Origin of the sequence: Oryzifoliimicrobium ureilyticum, from assembly GCF_037199735.1 — a bacterium.
Classification (GTDB): Bacteria; Pseudomonadota; Alphaproteobacteria; order Rhizobiales; family Rhizobiaceae; genus Rhizobium; species Rhizobium ureilyticus.
The window spans coordinates 168,277-181,937 of the sequence record NZ_JBBBVQ010000012.1; the positions used below are offsets into that span (position 1 = coordinate 168,277).

The window sequence follows — 13,661 nt, forward strand, 5'->3', positions numbered from 1 at the left end:
CGCCAAAGAAGGCAGCAGGTTCTTGCACTCAGAACATGCAGCGACATTCCCCTCGCTTCGACGGACAGCTGATCGAGGCTTTAGCTTGCCTTTGTCGCAGCCGTTTCGTCAGCAAGGGCGCGATCGGCGGCCTCATAATGCGCCTGATTGATATGGCGATTGACCAGCGCGAAAGCTGCGGACAGAACGGCAACATCGTCAGAGAAACCGATAACGGCGAAGAAGTCCGGGATGATATCGATCGGCATGACGAAATAGGCGAGCGCAGCAAGAAGGATGCCCCGCACGCGTGTCGGCGTCTGAGGATCGAGCGCGCAATAGAAGGCGGCGACCACATCGCGCGAGAAGGGAATGTGTCTCACAGCGCGACGAAAGGTCGGCCAAAATTTCTTGCGAACCGTCCGCTCGCGTTCATTCTGGGTTTCCTCGTCGCCCGGCAACAAGATCTCACCGTATTTGATGTCGTCCATCGCGTTCTTCCCATGGGGGTCAAGATGCGCCAATCCGATATCATCCAACGGATCCCGATGCGCAAACCTATTCATGCGGTTGATATGGGGCGTGGGTAAGGCGAATTAAACCCGCAAACGGCTGGCCGCGCGATCTGCTGCATGCGCCAACTTAAAATCAAGCTCGGTCAGCCCGCCAACGTCGTGTGTGGACAGACTAACGTCTACGCGTGAATAGACATTGCGCCAGTCGGGATGATGGTCGAGTTTTTCTGCCGTCAGCGCAACTTCGGTCATGAAGGCAAACGCCTCAGGGAAATTCGAGAATGCGAACTGCTTATTGATAGAACCGGCATCATCTGCCAGAGCCCAGCCGTGAAGCTTTCCCAATTCTGCCTTGATCTCTGCTTCTTCAAACTTGCGTCTTGCCATTCTTGATATCCTTATCGGTTAGAGGATAATCCGGCCTCGTTGAATGAAGAACCGATCATCCACCGGCTCCATCCCGGGCCATTACGCCGGTCGCATGCGATCGGATCGATGAGAGATAACAATGTCGGCCACGGAAAATCGTTTCGGCGTCCTCTTCGTTTGCTCTGGCAATATATGCCGCTCGCCGCTGGCAGAAGGCATTTTCACACATCTTGCGGAAAAGGCAGGTCTTATTGGACGCTTCACGATCGATTCTGCGGGCATAGGCGGATGGCATGTTGGCCAACCGCCGGACAACCGCGCTGTCGCCACCGCGAAGAAACACGGCATCGACATTTCCCGCCAAAAGGCCAGACGCCTGAAGCCGAACGACTTTACGGCGTTCGATCTTGTTCTGGCGATGGACCGCGGTCATATGGGCGAATTACGCCGGCTTGCCCCACACTCGGCAAATATCCACCTCTTCGGAGATCTGGCGCTCGAAACGGGCGAAGATATCCAAGAACCCTACTATGGTGACCTTGAAGACTTCGAACTCGTTTATACGAGACTCTTGTCGGGTTGCAGGAAGCTGCTGGAAGATGCTCCCACGCTTTCGCGCAACGGGAAGATCTCTTCGGTCAGATAGGGGCCGCCGCCAACCGATTCTTTCGACGATAAGAGCACGAAACGCGGCACCGTGAAGTTGAGCGTGTGGAAATTGCCCCGTCCGCTGAGATAGTGCACGACGTCGTCGACGCGCGACGATTTAAGGCGCGCCAGAGTGACGTGGGGCGAAAACTTGCGGGGATCAGGCGGCAAGCCGATGCGCTGGCAAATCCGCTCTATTTCGCCCTGTAGAGCCACCATTTCCGGACAAGGCGACACGCCCGCCCAAATACTGTGTGGCTTTTTGGAACCGAAAGAGCCGATGCCTTCAAGTCTGATCTGGAATTCCCGACGGTCGATGCGGTCAAGCCGGTCGACAATCTCATCAGCGGTCCGCCCGTCTATATCGCCGATGAAACGGAGTGTGATGTGGTAATTCTCCACATCGATCCATCTGGCTCCGGGAAGACCACCGCGCAACAATGAAAGGCTCATCGCCACATTGCGCGGAATTTCGAGGGCGGTAAATAGTCTCGGCATAACGAGCACTCCCCGACTCTTTCAGATGTCTCAGCGAATCACGCAATCGGAAACCGCGCAAGTGCTATTTCTTGTCGTCCAAAATCATTCTGATGAACTGGCTAATCATTGGCTCCATGTTCCGGACCATGACATCCACGCCCTTCTCATTGGGGTGCATGCCATCTTCAAGCTTTAACGCTGGATCGAGCGCGACCCCGTCCAAAAAGAAAGGGTAAAGCGGAATCTGATATTTATCGGCCAGCTTCTTGTAGATCGGGTTGAAGCGGTCAGCATAGTCTTTTCCCATATTGGGTGGAGCGATGATCCCGACAAGGAAGACATTGATTTTTCTTTCCTTGAGCCGGCTTATCATCTTGTCCAGATTTTTTTCTGTGTCTTCAGGCGCGATGCCGCGCAGCGCATCATTGGCACCAAGCTCAAGAATGACGCCATCCACGCCATCGGGAACCGACCAGTCGATCCTCGCAAGTCCTCCCGAGGAGGTATCGCCGGAAACACCGGCATTGGTGATCGACACGTCGATATTCTTTGCCTTAAGCGCCGCCTGCAGCCGCTCGGGGAAGCCGGCGCCAGGCGGTAACTGATATCCGGCCATAAGGCTGTCACCGAAACCGACGAGGTTGACGGTACGAGCCGCGACCGGATCGAAACTGCAAAGCATGAAGACAATGACGGCGATGTGAAGGAGAGCAGCTTTAAAACGCATATAGCCTTCCCTAAATTGGCTATCGATATTCCTCATATAGGCCAATTTGCATTGACGAAAACCATTGTCGAACTGAAGGATGCCAATTTAACGTTGGGAAGCGCGGCCGCTAGGGTTCATGTTCTCAAGAACATCAGCCTAGCAATCGACGCTGGCGAATCCGTTGGTATCGTTGGTCCCTCGGGGTCGGGAAAGTCGACACTGCTGATGGTATTGGCCGGCCTGGAGCGCCTCGACAGCGGTCAAATCACCATCAGAGAGACGGAACTGCACGCGCTCAACGAAGATCGCCTTGCTGATTTCCGCGGACGCAACATCGGCATCGTGTTCCAGTCTTTCCACTTGATTGCCAACATGACGGCGCTTGAAAACGTCGCGGTGCCGCTCGAACTCGCCAATGTAACGGACGCCTTTGCCATTGCGCGGCGTGAGTTGGAAGCAGTTGGCCTGGGCGAAAGAATGAGTCATTATCCCGGGCAGCTCTCGGGCGGCGAGCAGCAGCGCGTTGCAATTGCACGCGCGCTTGCGCCATCTCCTGCCTTGTTGATCGCTGACGAGCCCACCGGCAACCTAGACACAGAGACGGGCCGCCAGATCGCCGACCTTCTCTTCGCAAAGCAAGCCGAGCGCGGGATGACGCTTCTCCTCGTCACGCATGATCCGAGCCTTGCCGCCCGCTGTTCGCGTCAGATCAAAGTCCGCTCCGGTGTCATCGAGGGCGACAGCGCCGAGCGCCGGCGCGAAGCGGCTTTGGCATGAGCCTGACGCCCTCGCGACTTTCCCTGTCCCTCCGTCTGGCGTTGCGCGAGCTGCGCGGCGGACTGAAGGGCTTTTACATCTTCATGGCCTGTATTGCGCTTGGTACCGCAGCAATCGCAGCGGTGAACTCCGTGTCGCAGTCGATCACCGATACGATTGCATCGCAGGGTCAGGAGCTTCTGGCCGGTGATGTCAGGTTCGAATTGAACAATCGCGAGGCCAGTCCCGATGAACTCTCCTTTTTGAAAACGTTGGGCGATGTCTCGGTCTCGACCGGCTTGCGATCAATGGCACGTAAAGTCGATGGTTCCGACCAGGCGCTGGTGGAGGTCAAGGCGGTCGACGACCAATATCCGCTCTACGGACGCCTGAAAGCCGATCCGGATATGCCTCTTCAGCAGTTGCTGCAAGGGCATGACGGGAGCTACGGCGCCCTCGTCGCGCCGATCCTGATGGACCGTCTCGGCCTCAAGCGCGGCGATCAACTTCTTTTAGGCAGCGCAAAGTTCACGATCACCGGAACCGTTGAGAACGAGCCGGACGCGGTGTCGGAGGGTTTTGCATTTGCGCCGCGGCTTTTGACGAGCCGGCAGGCCTTGTTCGCCTCTGGGCTCGTCCAGACCGGAAGCCTCGTCGAGCACGCCTATAAGCTGCGCCTCGCCGACCCCGCACAGGCGCGCACAGTGCAGGCAAAGGCAGCGAAGGCCTTTCCCTCGGCTGGCTGGTCAGTGCGCACCAGTGACCGCGCCGCACCGTCCCTTGCCGAGAATGTCGATCGGTTCTCGCAGTTCCTGACGCTGGTCGGACTGGCCGCCCTCATCGTCGGCGGCGTTGGCGTTGCCAACGCGGTCAGGGCGTTTCTTGATTCCAAGCGCACCACGATTGCCGCCTTCAAGTGCCTTGGGGCTCCGGCTAACGTCGTGGTCCAGATCTATCTCTTCCAAATCGCCATCATAGCCTGCGGCGGTATCCTGATCGGCCTCGTTCTCGGCGCGGTGGCGCCGATCGTTGCAGCTCAGTTTCTGGCTGCGTATCTGCCGATTTCCACCGTCCCGACGCTCTATCCTGGTCCGCTCATGCTGGCCTTCCTATTTGGCCTCCTGACAACATTTGCCTTCGCTATCATGCCGCTCGGTCATGCCCGGGAAGTGCCGGCGACAGCGCTTTTCCGCGAGCAGGGCTTTGAAGCAAAGCGCCTACCGTCCTGGCCCTATGTTGTCGGCGCAGCTGCTTTGATGGCCGCGCTCGCCGGCCTTGCGATCCTCACGGCCTACGATCGCTTCATTGCCGTTGTCTTTGTTGGCGCGGTAGTCTTTGCCTTTGTCGTCTTGAGACTTGTGGCCGCGCTCATCGCCTGGCTTGCCAGAAAAAGCCCGACGGTTCATTCACCCGCCTTGCGCCTCGCAATCGGCAATATTCATCGTCCGGGTGCCTTGACGCCATCCGTCGTTCTTTCGCTTGGTCTTGGCCTTGCCATGATCGTGACGCTCACCCTGATCGATGGCAACTTGCGGCGTCAATTGACAGGCCGCATGGCAGAGGGCGCGCCAAATTTCTTCTTCGTTGACATTCAAGGGGCCGATCTCGATGGCTTCCGAAAACTGGTTTCCACGCAGGAACCGGACGGCAAGCTGGTCGAAGTGCCGATGCTGCGCGGTCGCATTACCGCCTTGAACGGCGAGGATGTGACGCAGCGCGCCAATGCATCGAATGCGCAATGGGTGTTGCGCGGTGACCGCGGTATCACCTATTCGGAAAACCTCCCTGAAAATGCTCGTTTAGTCGAAGGATCTTGGTGGGAAAAGGATTACAGCGGAGAGCCGCTGGTCTCCTTCTCAGCCAAGGAAGCGCGCGATCTAGGCCTGAAGATCGGTGACACGGTCACCGTCAACGTTCTTGGACGCAACATCACGGCCCGGATCGCCAACTTACGAAGCGTGGAATGGGAATCCCTTTCCATCAACTTCGTGATGGTCTTTTCCCCCAATACCTTCCGCGGAGCACCACATGCCTGGATCGCATCGCTGACGGCCCCGAACGCGACCGCCCAACAGGAAGCTGCTGTTCTTAAAACAGTGACCAGCAGCTATCCAACGATCACCAGCATTCGGGTCAAGGATGCCATCGATATGGTCGATACGCTGGTCGGTCAGCTTGCCACTGCAATTCGTGCCGCAGCCTCTGTGGCTTTGATTGCCTCAGTTCTGGTGCTGGCAGGCGCTTTGGCAGCAGGAAACCGCGCCAGGACGCACGATGCCGTTGTCCTGAAAACATTGGGCGCGACGCGCATCATGCTGATCCGGGCCTTCAGTTATGAATACCTCATTCTCGGATTTGCCACAGCCATCTTTGCTCTTGCCGCCGGCGCGACGGCCGCATGGTTCGTGGTTGCAAGGATCATGCACATCCCCTCGCATTTCCTGCCTGAAGTGGCTGTAGCGACTGTCGCGACGGCGCTGGTTTTGACGGTGGGGATCGGTCTTGCAGGGACATGGCGTGTTCTCGGACAGAAAGCGGCGTCCGTGCTGCGCGAACTCTAATGACCGATAAACCTCGGGTGCAACGGGCATAGTAGCGGTGCGATATTTACCAACAGGCTGATATTACGCCGATTTAACTTCCCAACGCGGGAAAAGGCCTTGTTGACAGGCCAATGACGCATCATATTGTGTGCAGGCAAGCTGGGGCTCCGCAGCGGCGCCCGGGAAGGGTTCCCGACACCGTGATCAATTCGGAGCCGTCAAGAGGATACAATGGCTGACCTGCGTAATTATCAAAGTCGCGCTCAGGCCGGGGTCGATATCGACCAAGGCCTTCGCGCTTATATGGTGAAAGTCTACAACCTGATGGCGCTTGGTTTGGCGATCACAGGCCTGGCGGCTTTCCTGACCTTCCAGATGGCCGTCCAAAACGGCGAACTGACCGGCTTCGGCTATGCAATTTTTGCGAGCCCGTTGAAGTGGGTTGTTATCTTGGCGCCGCTCGCGATGGTCTTGTTCCTGAGCTTTAGGATCAATAGCATGAGCGTTGGCGCTGCCCAGGCCACATTCTGGATCTACGCCGCATTGGTGGGACTGTCGCTTTCGTCGGTGTTCCTGATCTATACCGGCCAAAGCATCGTGCAGACCTTCTTCGTCACAGCGGCATCGTTTGGCGCTCTGTCGCTCTACGGCTATACGACGAAACGTGATCTGTCACCGATTGGCTCGTTCCTGATCATGGGTCTTTTCGGCCTGATCATTGCATCGATCGTCAACATTTTCCTGCATTCGTCTGCGCTTCAGTTCGCGATTTCCGCGATCGGCGTGCTCGTCTTCGCTGGTCTGACTGCCTATGACACGCAGCGGATCAAGGAAATGTATTATGCTGGCGACACTGCTGTTGTTGCTGGTCGGAAGGCGATCATGGGCGCTTTGCAGCTCTACCTCGACTTCATCAACCTCTTCATGTTCTTGCTGCAGTTCATGGGTAACCGCAAGTAAGCGCTGAGATCGATCGAGATGGTGGAAAGGCGGTCTTCGGGGCCGCCTTTTCTTTTAGCGAATAGCCGCTTATGCCGCTCTGAACTCCGTAGAAGCATTAGGCTCACGGCCTTTCCGTTTAAAATGAGACGGCGATTGGAATTGCTCAGATGGGCAAAAATTGATATGAGAGCGCCATGGAATCCAAATTTAAATGTATTGGGGCGCATATTTTCGTTCTGCAGGATCATTATCGCCTGCCGGCGCGCTTTTTTGCATGCGTATCAGGCGCATTGAACAACCGACTTCGTCGATAAGCTGCCGGTCGCCGATTTGACCTCCCTCTCCTTATGTACATCAATCACGATGGATTTGACGCCATGAGCGCACCTCGCACACTTTATGATAAAATATGGGACGATCACGTAGTTGATCAGCAGGAAGACGGAACCTGTCTTCTCTATATCGACCGCCATCTGGTTCACGAGGTTACCTCGCCTCAGGCCTTCGAAGGCCTTCGGATGACCGGCAGGCAGGTGCGGGCACCGCAGAAGACGTTGGCTGTTGTCGACCATAACGTACCGACCTCGCCCGATCGGCATCTTGGCATCAAGAACGAAGAAAGCCGCATTCAGGTCGAACAACTCGCCAAAAATGCCGCAGAATTCGGTGTCGAATATTACTCGGAAAACGACAAGCGCCAGGGTATCGTTCATATCATTGGACCCGAGCAGGGCTTTACCCTGCCAGGCATGACGATCGTCTGCGGCGATAGCCATACATCCACGCATGGTGCTTTTGGCTCGCTTGCGCACGGCATCGGAACATCTGAAGTCGAGCACGTGCTCGCCACTCAGACCCTGATCCAGAAAAAAGCCAAGAACATGCTGGTAGAGGTGAATGGCCAGCTTCCCCCCGGCGTCACCGCTAAGGATATTGTGCTCGCCATCATCGGCGAAATCGGTACGGCTGGCGGTACCGGCTATGTCATCGAATATGCGGGCGAAGCCATTCGTTCCTTGTCGATGGAAGGCCGCATGACCATCTGCAACATGTCGATCGAAGGCGGCGCACGCGCCGGTTTGATTGCTCCCGATGATATCACCTTCGACTATATCCGCGGTAAGCCACGGGCGCCTAAGGGCGAAGCCCTGGAGCAGGCGATCGCCTACTGGCGCACCCTGAAATCGGATGAAGGCGCGCATTACGATCGTGTCGTACGACTGAATGCTGCCGAACTGCCGCCGATCGTGTCCTGGGGCTCCTCGCCCGAAGATGTTGTCTCGGTTACGGGCACCGTCCCAAACCCTGACGAGATCAGCGACGAAACCAAGCGTGCATCCAAATGGCGCGCCCTCGATTACATGGGACTCAAGCCAGGCACGCCGATGACAGAAATTGCCGTCGACCGCGTCTTTATCGGTTCGTGCACCAATGGCCGAATTGAAGATCTACGCGCCGCTGCAAAGGTCATCGAGGGAAAGAAGGTTGCCCCGACGGTCGATGCGATGGTGGTGCCCGGTTCCGGCCTTGTCAAAGAGCAAGCCGAGAAGGAAGGCCTCGACAAGATTTTCAAGGAAGCGGGCTTCGATTGGCGCGAGCCGGGCTGTTCCATGTGCCTTGCGATGAATGACGACCGCCTGAAGCCGGGCGAACGTTGCGCGTCCACGTCAAACCGCAACTTCGAAGGACGACAGGGCTTCAAGGGTCGTACGCATCTAGTATCGCCGGCCATGGCCGCGGCGGCCGCCGTTGCAGGTCATTTCGTCGATATCAGAGAGTGGAACTAAGGCAGGCGCGGCGCCTTCGCTCGATGGAGCAGATGGCGCCGACGTTTGACGGAAGATCAATAAAAAAGGCGGAGAACGATCCGCCTTTTCGTTTTTCTGGAAATCGATCTCAGAAAGTTGCCGTCATAGGATCGGGACCGATACGGGCACCGGAATGGTCCAGGGTCGCGATTTGCGCGAGGTCGTCTGCATCGAGCTTAAAATNTCCGCCTTTTCGTTTTTCTGGAAATCGATCTCAGAAAGTTGCCGTCATAGGATCGGGACCGATACGGGCACCGGAATGGTCCAGGGTCGCGATTTGCGCGAGGTCGTCTGCATCGAGCTTAAAATCGAAGACTTGGAAATTTTCAACGATCCGCGAAGGTGTAACGGATTTTGGGATCACGACGAGCCCATTGTCGATGTGCCAGCGAATGATGACCTGAGCAACGCTTTTGCCGTGCTTTGAGGCAATCTTGGAAAGGGCCTCGTTGGAGAGCAGCTTGCCCTGCCCGAGTGGGCTCCAGGATTCCGTAACAACATTCAGCTTTTCATGAGCCGAGCGCAGGCTCTTTTGCTGGAAGTCGGGATGCAGTTCGACCTGATTGATCACAGGTGCCGCACCGGTTTCCTTGATCAGGCGCTCAATATGCTCCGGATAGAAATTCGATACGCCGATCGAGCGAATGCGCCCCTCTTCCTTGAGGCGGACCATCGCCTTCCAGCTTTCGACATAGCGATCCTTTTTCGGCGCAGGCCAATGAATGAGATAAAGATCGAGATAATCGAGCTTCAGTCGCTTCATGCTGTCGTCAAAGGCACGCAGAGCGGAGTCGTAACCCTGGTCGTCGTTCCAGAGCTTGGTCGTCACAAAGATATCCTTTCGATCGACCACGCCGGACGCAATTGCCTCGCCGACGCCTTCCTCGTTCTTATAGATCGCCGCGGTATCGATGTGACGGTAACCGGCCTCAAGGGCAGCGGTCACAGCCTTGGCTGTTTCTTCAGCCGGCGTTTGCCACACACCGAGGCCGACCTGGGGGATGGAATGACCATCATGAAATGTCACGATTGGCTGATGAGCCATGGGGAACCTCCAAATATCGATGATTGCAGCGCGCAGTTGACTTGAAAAGTCGCGCCGATGAAGCAACGCACTCAGGCTGCTTCTCTCAAGATATAGGCAGGGTTGCGCAAAGGTCATCCTTGATCGAGATGTTTGTGATCACAAAGGCGAGCAGCCCAGGATCAAGACGTCGATTGCGTAATTTACGTGACGCGCACCACAGTGTGTCTGTTCAGAAACGGCAGAATACGGATCATGTCTCGCGCGTCAATCGCAACGCACCCTGCAGTGGGTTCATAGCCGGGTCGAATAAGGTGGAAGAAGATGGCGGAACCGCAATGACGCACCCGCTTTGTCATATTCCAGTCCATGACAAGGCAGATATCGTAGAGCCTGTCCTCGCGCTTCATGTCTTCATGGCTCGAGCGAAGCTGTCCTCGCACGAGGCGATTGTAATTGGGATCGGCTGGCGCATCGCACCAAACCATTTTCTTATCGATAGGCTTCAGGGCAAGACCCGATTTCACTGCGCGACGGCGCTCACTTCGAAAAAAGCCACCAAGCAACCGCATGGAAGCAATCGGCGTACCGCCGTCGCCTTCACGCTTGCGCGATGTTCGTCCGGTCTTGCCGATTGCAGCCTGCAGCCGGAGAGGTCCAAACTGAACTATCGCCCGGCTCTGGTTTGTCGGTAAAGCGCGCACGACAAGAAGCCGCTTGGGCGCGGGACGACCTTGCCTTGTTTTTTCCATGTTTCTCCCATGATGTCATATTGTTAAAGGCAATGAACAAAACCATATCCCCATCCGGCATATCAGGTAAACGAGGCGAGTATTCATTCTCAGATAGGCCAAAAATAGAACACGCTCGGCGAGTACCCTTCGAGCACCTTATTGACCGCAACAGCCGGACAGTTGCATCCTTGCCAAATTGCTTTTTTGGGTTAGGAGTAAAGGTCAGGTATTTCAGGAACAGGATCCCGCATGACTGCACGCACCATTCTCCTGGTGGATGACGACGATGATCTTCGTGAAACGCTGACCGAGCAGCTAGCGCTCTATGACGAATTCACCGTTTTACAGGAAACCAATGCGACGAAGGGCATCCAGTCAGCACGCAGTGCGCAGATCGATCTCTTGATCATGGATGTGGGCCTGCCGGACATGGATGGTCGTGAAGCTGTCAAGCTCTTGCGCAAAGGTGGTTTTAAAGCGCCGATCATCATGCTGACCGGTCATGACACAGACTCCGATACCATTCTGGGTCTGGAAGCTGGCGCAAATGACTATGTCACGAAGCCGTTCCGTTTTGCCGTTTTGCTGGCACGTATCCGCGTTCAACTCCGTCAGCATGAACAGAGCGAAGACGCCACCTTCACGGTCGGTCCCTATCTCTTCAAGCCGAGCCAGAAATTGCTGACCACCGAAAGTGGCCAAAAGATTCGGCTGACTGAAAAAGAGGCGGCCATCATTCGTTACCTTTACCGCGCCGGCCAGAAAGTCGTGACCCGTGACGTTCTGCTGGAAGAGGTGTGGGGCTATAATTCCGGTGTCACCACGCACACGCTGGAAACGCATGTCTATCGCTTGCGCCAGAAAATAGAACGCGATCCGTCCAATGCTGAGATCTTGGTCACGGAAAACGGCGGTTACAAGATCATACCGTAAGGACGATCAATGGCTCTGGCCGACGACATAAATCTGCTGGCGCAGATTCCGCTCTTCTCCGGCATGTCGGACGATCAATTGCGGCTCATCGCTTTCGGTGCTGATCGCCGATTTGTCCCGGAAGGACAATTGCTCTTCCGCGAGGGATCGCCGGCAGAAAGTGCCTACGTCGTTGTCGACGGCCAGATCGAGCTCAGCCGCCTCAACCGCAGTGGCGACTCTGTGGTGGATATGGTGGTCGGGCGCGGTGCCTTGCTGTCTGAACTTGCGCTCATCACCTTTGTGGAGCGCAAGTATACGGCACTCGCCGTTCGTGATTGCGGCGTCTTGCGCCTCACACGGCCCCTGTTTCATCGGCTGATTGAAGAATATCCATCGACGGCCGAGATAATCGCGAACCGGATCCGCGACAATATTGCAGCTCTTGCCGCAAAGGCCGCTGCCGAACTCCATCGCTTCACCTGACCTTTGCAGGGCGATCTTCAGTACGATCCAATTTTGAGGAACTAAAGATCGAATTGGGCGGTCACAGGCACGTGGTCTGACGGCCTTTCCCACCCTCTCGCCTCTTTGAGGATATCGATCCGCTGCAAGTGCGGCCCGAGATCTGATGACGACCAGACGTGGTCAAGACGTCGTCCCCGGTCAGCAGCCTCCCAGTCGCGGGCGCGGTAGCTCCACCATGTGTAAAGCTTTTCATTCGCTGGAATGTGATGACGCATGAGATCGAGCCAGGCCCCCTGCCTGATCGCCTCCAACAGGCCTTCCGTCTCGACAGGCGTGTGGCTGACGATCTTCAGCATCTGCTTGTGTGACCAGACATCATTTTCGAGAGGCGCGATATTGAGATCGCCGACAAGGATAGCCGAGGTATTGGGTTCGGCATCGGCGCGCAGAGACTTCATCTCCTCTACAAAGTCGAGTTTGTGCTTGAACTTTGGATTGATGACGGGATCCGGCTCGTCGCCTCCGGCCGGCACGTAGAAATTATGAAGGCGGATACGCCGCCCGCCCCGTTCGAAAAGAGCGGAGATATGCCGTGCATGGCCAACATTGCCGTAATCGAGCCTGTGATCTTCATGAAGGGGAATGCGGGAAGCAATTGCAACGCCGTGATAGCCCTTCTGCCCGTGAACGATAATGTGTTCATAGCCAAGCGCTCGAAGCGGCGCATAAGGAAAAAGCTCGTTTGGAACCTTGGTTTCCTGAAGACAAAGGATGTCGGGGCCATGCGACATCAAGAACCGCTCGACGATGGGCATACGCAGACGGACGGAGTTGATGTTCCATGTGGTAATCGAAAAGCTCATGCCAATTCCCTTCAGAAGGACCATGAGCCTTTAGAACAGAAAAATCCTTAGGGTAAAGCTTTGCCGGCAGGTTTATGAACAAGCCCACCGCAAAGACGACAGCGGGAACGCTCAGTCGCGATAGGCTGGCGTGCCAGGAATCGATTCATACGGAACACGGAACACGCGATCGTCGAACTGAACGCCGGTCTTCACATTCGTCACCATGACCGAGGTGTCCTTGCCCTGATTATCGGTGATCGTCCATTGCCGCAGGTCGTAGGTCTTGGAATCGAACATCATCGTGATGGTGGAAGTACCGAAGATCGTCTTGTTGCCCAATACGATTGTCGTCAGGTCCGGCTCTTGCTTCACGCTTTTCACGGAGCCGTCACTCAGATCGATTTTTTGTGCCAGCAGCAGGCTCAACGGCGTCTTGCTGAGAGGATAGAGATCCCAGGTCTTCATTTTGAGATTGCCGATGGCAACATTCCTTCCGTCCGAAATGACGCGGATTGGAGATGGATCATTATAGTTGAAACGCAGCTTGCCCGGACGCTCGATATAAAATTTTCCATCGGTCTGCTCTCCGCGTGGACCGAACTGGACAAATTCGCCCTGCATCGTGGTCACGGCAGAAAAGTGATTGGCAATTTGTTGGGCTGCAGCGTTGCTGGGTGCGGCGGCCTGCGCCTGCACAGTGCCAGCCGAGATCATGGTCGAAGCGGCCGCGCCGGCCATCGCGCCAAGAACCATACGACGCGACAACACAATACGATGAAACGCGGTTGCGGAAGAGCTCATGAAAAATCTCCAATGAAAGAACACAAGGGGCAAAACACCAGCATTTGCGGGAATTTCCTTGGGTTCGGTTATGTTTTGACCGGCGTTTGCGCCGATCGGCTAAATCTCTTCCGTCCGCAGGACGGAGT

At 56.0% G+C, this 13,661-nt stretch carries 15 protein-coding genes; 7 read left to right on the forward strand and 8 right to left on the reverse strand.

Annotated features, from left to right (window positions below; translation table 11 throughout):
* Positions 1 to 80: 80 nt before the first annotated feature.
* Both VQ830_RS17325 and VQ830_RS17330 read right to left on the reverse strand, forming a co-directional pair.
* Positions 81 to 470, reverse strand: coding sequence for a YkvA family protein (locus VQ830_RS17325; protein ID WP_337269388.1), 390 nt, complete (start codon positions 468 to 470; stop codon positions 81 to 83).
* A 105-nt stretch (positions 471 to 575) separates the two neighbouring features.
* On the reverse strand, positions 576 to 881 hold the full coding sequence (locus VQ830_RS17330) for a 4a-hydroxytetrahydrobiopterin dehydratase (protein ID WP_337269389.1): 306 nt from the start codon (positions 879 to 881) through the stop codon (positions 576 to 578).
* Positions 882 to 1,002: 121 nt separating this feature from the next.
* Here VQ830_RS17330 and VQ830_RS17335 point away from each other — a divergent pair, with 121 nt between their 5' ends.
* Positions 1,003 to 1,509, forward strand: a complete 507-nt coding sequence (locus tag VQ830_RS17335) for a low molecular weight protein-tyrosine-phosphatase (RefSeq protein ID WP_337269390.1) — start codon at positions 1,003 to 1,005, stop codon at positions 1,507 to 1,509.
* Here the strand turns inward: VQ830_RS17335 and thpR are convergent.
* Both thpR and VQ830_RS17345 read right to left on the reverse strand, forming a co-directional pair.
* Positions 1,422 to 2,009, reverse strand: coding sequence for an RNA 2',3'-cyclic phosphodiesterase (gene thpR / locus VQ830_RS17340; RefSeq protein ID WP_337269391.1), 588 nt, complete (start codon positions 2,007 to 2,009; stop codon positions 1,422 to 1,424). The two genes, VQ830_RS17335 and thpR, sit on opposite strands and share 88 nt — an antisense overlap.
* 64 nt (positions 2,010 to 2,073) lie before the next feature.
* Entirely contained in the window at positions 2,074 to 2,718 is a 645-nt protein-coding gene (locus VQ830_RS17345; protein ID WP_438618111.1) for an arylesterase, read from the reverse strand.
* A 51-nt stretch (positions 2,719 to 2,769) separates the two neighbouring features.
* Between VQ830_RS17345 and VQ830_RS17350 the strand changes: the two genes are divergently transcribed.
* From VQ830_RS17350 to leuC, 4 genes are all read left to right on the forward strand, one after another.
* Positions 2,770 to 3,477, forward strand: coding sequence for an ABC transporter ATP-binding protein (locus tag VQ830_RS17350; protein ID WP_337269392.1), 708 nt, complete (start codon positions 2,770 to 2,772; stop codon positions 3,475 to 3,477).
* Positions 3,474 to 6,017, forward strand: coding sequence for an ABC transporter permease (locus VQ830_RS17355; RefSeq protein ID WP_337269393.1), 2,544 nt, complete (start codon positions 3,474 to 3,476; stop codon positions 6,015 to 6,017). Before VQ830_RS17350 ends, VQ830_RS17355 begins: the two co-directional genes overlap by 4 nt.
* 213 nt (positions 6,018 to 6,230) lie before the next feature.
* Positions 6,231 to 6,959 (forward strand): Bax inhibitor-1/YccA family protein, encoded by a 729-nt coding sequence (locus VQ830_RS17360; RefSeq protein ID WP_337269394.1) that lies wholly within the window; start codon positions 6,231 to 6,233, stop codon positions 6,957 to 6,959.
* Positions 6,960 to 7,318: 359 nt separating this feature from the next.
* Positions 7,319 to 8,728 carry a 3-isopropylmalate dehydratase large subunit gene (leuC, locus tag VQ830_RS17365; protein ID WP_337269395.1) on the forward strand — a complete coding sequence of 470 codons (1,410 nt, stop codon included), beginning with the start codon at positions 7,319 to 7,321 and terminating at the stop codon, positions 8,726 to 8,728.
* A 235-nt stretch (positions 8,729 to 8,963) separates the two neighbouring features.
* Here leuC and VQ830_RS17375 read toward each other — a convergent pair whose 3' ends face one another.
* Positions 8,964 to 9,794: an aldo/keto reductase gene (locus VQ830_RS17375; RefSeq protein WP_337269396.1), complete on the reverse strand. Its 831-nt coding sequence runs from the start codon at positions 9,792 to 9,794 to the stop codon at positions 8,964 to 8,966.
* Between the two features lie 182 nt (positions 9,795 to 9,976).
* Positions 9,977 to 10,525, reverse strand: coding sequence for a L,D-transpeptidase family protein (locus VQ830_RS17380; RefSeq protein ID WP_337269397.1), 549 nt, complete (start codon positions 10,523 to 10,525; stop codon positions 9,977 to 9,979).
* A gap of 231 nt (positions 10,526 to 10,756) precedes the next feature.
* On the opposite strand from VQ830_RS17380, the gene VQ830_RS17385 reads away from it, so the two are divergent.
* Both VQ830_RS17385 and VQ830_RS17390 read left to right on the forward strand, forming a co-directional pair.
* Positions 10,757 to 11,440 carry a response regulator transcription factor gene (locus VQ830_RS17385; protein WP_337269398.1) on the forward strand — a complete coding sequence of 228 codons (684 nt, stop codon included), beginning with the start codon at positions 10,757 to 10,759 and terminating at the stop codon, positions 11,438 to 11,440.
* A gap of 9 nt (positions 11,441 to 11,449) precedes the next feature.
* Entirely contained in the window at positions 11,450 to 11,905 is a 456-nt protein-coding gene (locus VQ830_RS17390; protein ID WP_337269399.1) for a cyclic nucleotide-binding domain-containing protein, read from the forward strand.
* 41 nt (positions 11,906 to 11,946) lie between these two features.
* Here VQ830_RS17390 and VQ830_RS17395 read toward each other — a convergent pair whose 3' ends face one another.
* Together VQ830_RS17395 and VQ830_RS17400 are read right to left on the reverse strand one after the other, a co-directional pair.
* Positions 11,947 to 12,750: an exodeoxyribonuclease III gene (locus VQ830_RS17395; RefSeq protein ID WP_337269400.1), complete on the reverse strand. Its 804-nt coding sequence runs from the start codon at positions 12,748 to 12,750 to the stop codon at positions 11,947 to 11,949.
* Positions 12,751 to 12,861: 111 nt separating this feature from the next.
* Positions 12,862 to 13,533 carry an outer membrane lipoprotein carrier protein LolA gene (locus VQ830_RS17400; RefSeq protein ID WP_337269401.1) on the reverse strand — a complete coding sequence of 224 codons (672 nt, stop codon included), beginning with the start codon at positions 13,531 to 13,533 and terminating at the stop codon, positions 12,862 to 12,864.
* Positions 13,534 to 13,661: the final 128 nt, after the last annotated feature.

Excerpts from the sequence above, each read along its gene's own strand:
- VQ830_RS17380 (WP_337269397.1), bottom strand. The coding sequence starts at position 10,525 with ATGGAAAAAACAAGGCAAGGTCGTCCCGCGCCCAAGCGGCTTCTTGTC.
- VQ830_RS17335 (WP_337269390.1), top strand. The coding sequence starts at position 1,003 with ATGTCGGCCACGGAAAATCGTTTCGGCGTCCTCTTCGTTTGCTCTGGC.
- VQ830_RS17390 (WP_337269399.1), top strand. The coding sequence starts at position 11,450 with ATGGCTCTGGCCGACGACATAAATCTGCTGGCGCAGATTCCGCTCTTC.
- VQ830_RS17395 (WP_337269400.1), bottom strand. The coding sequence starts at position 12,750 with ATGAGCTTTTCGATTACCACATGGAACATCAACTCCGTCCGTCTGCGT.
- VQ830_RS17375 (WP_337269396.1), bottom strand. The coding sequence starts at position 9,794 with ATGGCTCATCAGCCAATCGTGACATTTCATGATGGTCATTCCATCCCC.
- VQ830_RS17325 (WP_337269388.1), bottom strand. The coding sequence starts at position 470 with ATGGACGACATCAAATACGGTGAGATCTTGTTGCCGGGCGACGAGGAA.
- VQ830_RS17400 (WP_337269401.1), bottom strand. The coding sequence starts at position 13,533 with ATGAGCTCTTCCGCAACCGCGTTTCATCGTATTGTGTTGTCGCGTCGT.
- VQ830_RS17345 (WP_438618111.1), bottom strand. The coding sequence starts at position 2,718 with ATGCGTTTTAAAGCTGCTCTCCTTCACATCGCCGTCATTGTCTTCATG.
- leuC (WP_337269395.1), top strand. The coding sequence starts at position 7,319 with ATGAGCGCACCTCGCACACTTTATGATAAAATATGGGACGATCACGTA.
- thpR (WP_337269391.1), bottom strand. The coding sequence starts at position 2,009 with ATGCCGAGACTATTTACCGCCCTCGAAATTCCGCGCAATGTGGCGATG.
- VQ830_RS17385 (WP_337269398.1), top strand. The coding sequence starts at position 10,757 with ATGACTGCACGCACCATTCTCCTGGTGGATGACGACGATGATCTTCGT.
- VQ830_RS17355 (WP_337269393.1), top strand. The coding sequence starts at position 3,474 with ATGAGCCTGACGCCCTCGCGACTTTCCCTGTCCCTCCGTCTGGCGTTG.
- VQ830_RS17330 (WP_337269389.1), bottom strand. The coding sequence starts at position 881 with ATGGCAAGACGCAAGTTTGAAGAAGCAGAGATCAAGGCAGAATTGGGA.
- VQ830_RS17360 (WP_337269394.1), top strand. The coding sequence starts at position 6,231 with ATGGCTGACCTGCGTAATTATCAAAGTCGCGCTCAGGCCGGGGTCGAT.